Genomic DNA, 3,669 nt, shown 5'->3' with positions numbered 1-3,669 from the left:
TCTTCTTTCTGACAAGTACAAAGAATTTGATAGATTAGGCAAAATAATAGTTACCAAAACAATGCTTCAACAGCAGCAACGAATTGTTTCCATTCAATTCTGACTAACGTTTTTTTAAGTTATTGATTATTAAGAATTTGTAATATTCAGATCTTCTATAGTCAACTCAAATTTATCGATTTGTTTTTTAATTCTTTTTACAATTCCAAGTTTTCTTTTTTGGTCCAGAAATAAATAGCCTTCAGGATTAATGTATGAAACACCTTTAACGACCATATTCCAAATTATAACAGCAAGTTTTCTAGCTGTGGCACTAATTGCCGATACTCTTCCTTTTCTAAAGTTTATACGCTGGAAAAAGTCCCTAAGCGGTGTTGGGTCTTTTAAGTTGCCAATGGCATTGGCTGCATTTCTGAGTGCGATTTTGAGTCGATTGCTTCCTCTTGGGACTCTGCTGGATAAGATTTTGCCACCACTGATTTTATTGTTTGGTGCAAGCCTAAGCCAAGAGGTAAAGTGTTTTGCTGAGGGGAATTTTTTTATTCCCTCCATTCCAATTTCACTCATTAAGGTCAAAACCGAGGAGTAGCTCATGCCTTCAATAGCAAGCAGGTCTGTGCCTTCAAACATTTGATAGGATTTTAGGTTTAGGTCTATATCCTTTGGTGTGTTTTTATTGATTCTTTTATGCGGTTTAGCATCAATGTAATGTTGTTTTTTGTTTTCATCATTAGCAATTATTTCATTGAGTTTTGTTTGAATTTCTATATCGCATAAAGCTATTTTGTCTTTTAGATAGTCATAAGTATCTAATTCTTGTTGTAAAGCAAATAAATAATCCTTTCTCCCATTGGAGTGTAATGCTTTGGCTATTTCATGTTCAGATTTTATGCAGTTTCCGTGGCGCAGAGCAGCTAATTTTTGAGGATTTGTTTCTCCATTACATACCGCCCTAATGATAGCAAGTCCAGTAAGACCGCATACATCTTTGACCACCACATCTAAACGTAGGTTCAAAAGACGCAGGTACTTCTGCATTTTCTTAGAAGTAGAAGCGCTGGAATGGATCAGATTAGCCCTGTGCCTACAATAGGTTCTTAATTGTTCTGTTTTTTCATCAGGTAGAAAACTACTGGTTAAAAGCCCTAATGAATGGAGTTTTTGAATCCATTGACAATCTTTTACATCGGTCTTCTTTCCTTTGATGTTCTTGGTGAATTTGCCATTGCACAAAATAACGGCAAAACCTTTGGAGATTAAAACAGCATATAGGTTTTGCCAATATGTTCCAGTGCTTTCCATGGCTATGGTCTTGATATTCTTTTCCAAAAGCCAATCTGCCATGGCAAATAGGTCTTCATTGTACACGCCATATTCGCGTATATCTTGTTCTTGCTGTCCTATAGCCACCCAATGAGAGCGACTGCCTATATCAATCCCCGCAGCATTTGGATTGATGATTTCCATTGAAATAGAGTCTTGTTCCATCATTTGATATTTTAATTGATAAGCTCTAAGGAAATGTGCTTTTGGCAGAGTAAATATTCTGATCGGGGTCTCCGGTAATTTGGAGCCGCCATTGAAGTAATCGAAAACATTTCAACCAGGATTGCGCCCGTGTTTTTATGCAACAGTTTGAAAATCGGCCTTGCAAAGAGCTATAAGGCTAATTTACGAAAAGTAGTATATTCTCGTTAGCATGGGAAGTACATGGTGTGGTATATGGGGATGTTCGTTAAGGCACATGGTTTACAAAGTTAAAGTCACATCCTTTACACTAGATTCTGACTTAGTCTAATTGATACTTGTTTATCTCTTATTTTATTTTCATTAAAGTAACCCAAAAATACGTCTCTATAGAATACTCTCCAAATTCCGTTTCCTTGATCTTCAGCACCAACATATTTTCCTTTTAATCCTGCAGTTAAATATACCCAATAATATGACTTCCACCGCATGGATCCATTTTGACATACTTTCATCACTTTCATGGTCGATGGATAATCATACTTTGAGATTTTTTCAGGGAATGGTTTATTGGAAAAATCATGGCAATCTGCAGGGGTTTTCATTCCCAAAGATTCATGAGGTCTAATATGATTATATTCTTTTACAAACCGATTTAAACTACGTTGTTGTGCCTTTAAATCGAATGATGAAGGTTTTGCACAAGCAGCCTTTAAATCACGGTGCATACGTTCGTGTCGTCCGTTTTGGTCTGGTCGTGCTGGATCGGAATAAACAGGGTCTATTCCCAATTCAATAAACCAATATGATAGCCTAGTATATCTTTGAATAGCTGCTACAGATCCAAAAGGACTTCCGTTGTCTGTATGTATTTGTTTAGGGATGCCATATTTTCTAAAAACCTTTGTAAACTCTTGCTTAACAGATAGAAAGTTTTCTTTATAATGTCCTTTTGCTGTAAACAAAAACCTGCTCTTTGAATCTGCAATAGTAAGTGGGTGACAGTATACTTTATTGCCCATTAAAAACTTTCCTTTATAGTCTGCACTCCAAACTTCATTACACTTTTTAGGGTCGAAAATAGGGAATACTGGTTTGACTCTTCTGCTTCGTTTTTGAGGTTTAACTAGACCGTTTTTAAAAAGGATGTTGTGAACGGTAACCACACTTGGAATAAGTTCTTTGGGATACTGTTTAAACAACAAAATGCGAATTTTTTTCGCACCCCAAAGCATGTGTTTATTTTTTAATTTTAAGATTGAATCTTCAACTTTATGATTGGTTCTATTCGGGTGATTAATTGGAGCTCTTTCTTGCTCAATTAATCCCGATAGTCCCATTTTTTCATACCGAGAAATCAATTTGTAAGCGGTAGGTCGCGATATGTTAAATGACCTACATAGTTCTGTGATGGTATACTTCCCGGTTAACCATTCATGAATAAATTCTACTTTTTGTTCCATTTTAGTTTTTGCTTTCCAGACCATGATAAATTACTTTTTTAAGTAATTTATGAATCTTAAAAGTGTAAACTATGTCCCTTTAACTTTGTAAAGGATGTCCCTTTACCGTACCGAATGGGCGCTAACGTTACATGTATGGAAAGTTGCGTGTTTGAGTGCGGCGATTTTCCGAAGGAAAATCGGAAGCAAGCAAACAAAGCAACTCACATTGGTTTATGTAAAACTAGCAATTTTTTATACACGGTGTTGTGTTTTCGTTGTTTTTTTTCTTACAATTTTTGGTCAGTCGCCAAATTCTTTTTTTGCGTTTCGCTAATCAGTCCGACGCAACAGTTGCGTACTGCTTTGGTCAGTCAGATGTTTTTTTAATTTTTTATTCCGCAAACAAGCTAAAAGTCCGATGAGATTTTTATTCTACATTTGAGTGAGAATCCAACGTAATATTTGAAATTCTGCAATGCAATTTTTCTGTTTTTACTTGCTTAAAATTCAAAAAAAATTTCGAAAAACTAGCTAGGTTTTTTTTCGTTTTAGGTGCGTTGCGCAATGAAACACAACGTTGTTGTATAAGATTAGTTGCTTGGGTTAAGCAACTAATCTAGCAAGTACAAACCGAATAGAAAATCCGCGAGGATTTTCGTAAGTAGGCTTGCACTAGCAATTAATTTTATACGGTGTTGCCCACAGTTTTTTTCGTAATACTAATTTTATGAAGAGCAACATATTTATCGTAAATTTC

Annotated in this window: 2 protein-coding genes; both read right to left on the bottom strand. The window is 35.6% G+C overall.

Annotated elements, in window-relative coordinates; translation table 11 throughout:
- Positions 1–129: 129 nt before the first annotated feature.
- Positions 130–1,491: an IS110 family transposase gene (locus WBQ70_RS06705; protein WP_423912053.1), complete on the bottom strand. Its 1,362-nt coding sequence runs from the start codon at positions 1,489–1,491 to the stop codon at positions 130–132.
- Positions 1,492–1,772: 281 nt separating this feature from the next.
- Complete coding sequence (locus WBQ70_RS06700) at positions 1,773–2,954, bottom strand: integrase core domain-containing protein (RefSeq protein ID WP_423912051.1); 1,182 nt, start codon at positions 2,952–2,954, stop codon at positions 1,773–1,775.
- Positions 2,955–3,669 lie beyond the last annotated feature (715 nt).

The sequence above is a fragment of the Flavobacterium sp. genome (assembly GCF_049590715.1).
Lineage (GTDB): Bacteria > Bacteroidota > Bacteroidia > Flavobacteriales > Flavobacteriaceae > Flavobacterium.
This window is presented reverse-complemented; position numbering and strand designations above follow the sequence as displayed.

Excerpts from the sequence above, each read along its gene's own strand:
- WBQ70_RS06705 (WP_423912053.1), bottom strand. The coding sequence starts at position 1,491 with ATGATGGAACAAGACTCTATTTCAATGGAAATCATCAATCCAAATGCT.
- WBQ70_RS06700 (WP_423912051.1), bottom strand. The coding sequence starts at position 2,954 with ATGGTCTGGAAAGCAAAAACTAAAATGGAACAAAAAGTAGAATTTATT.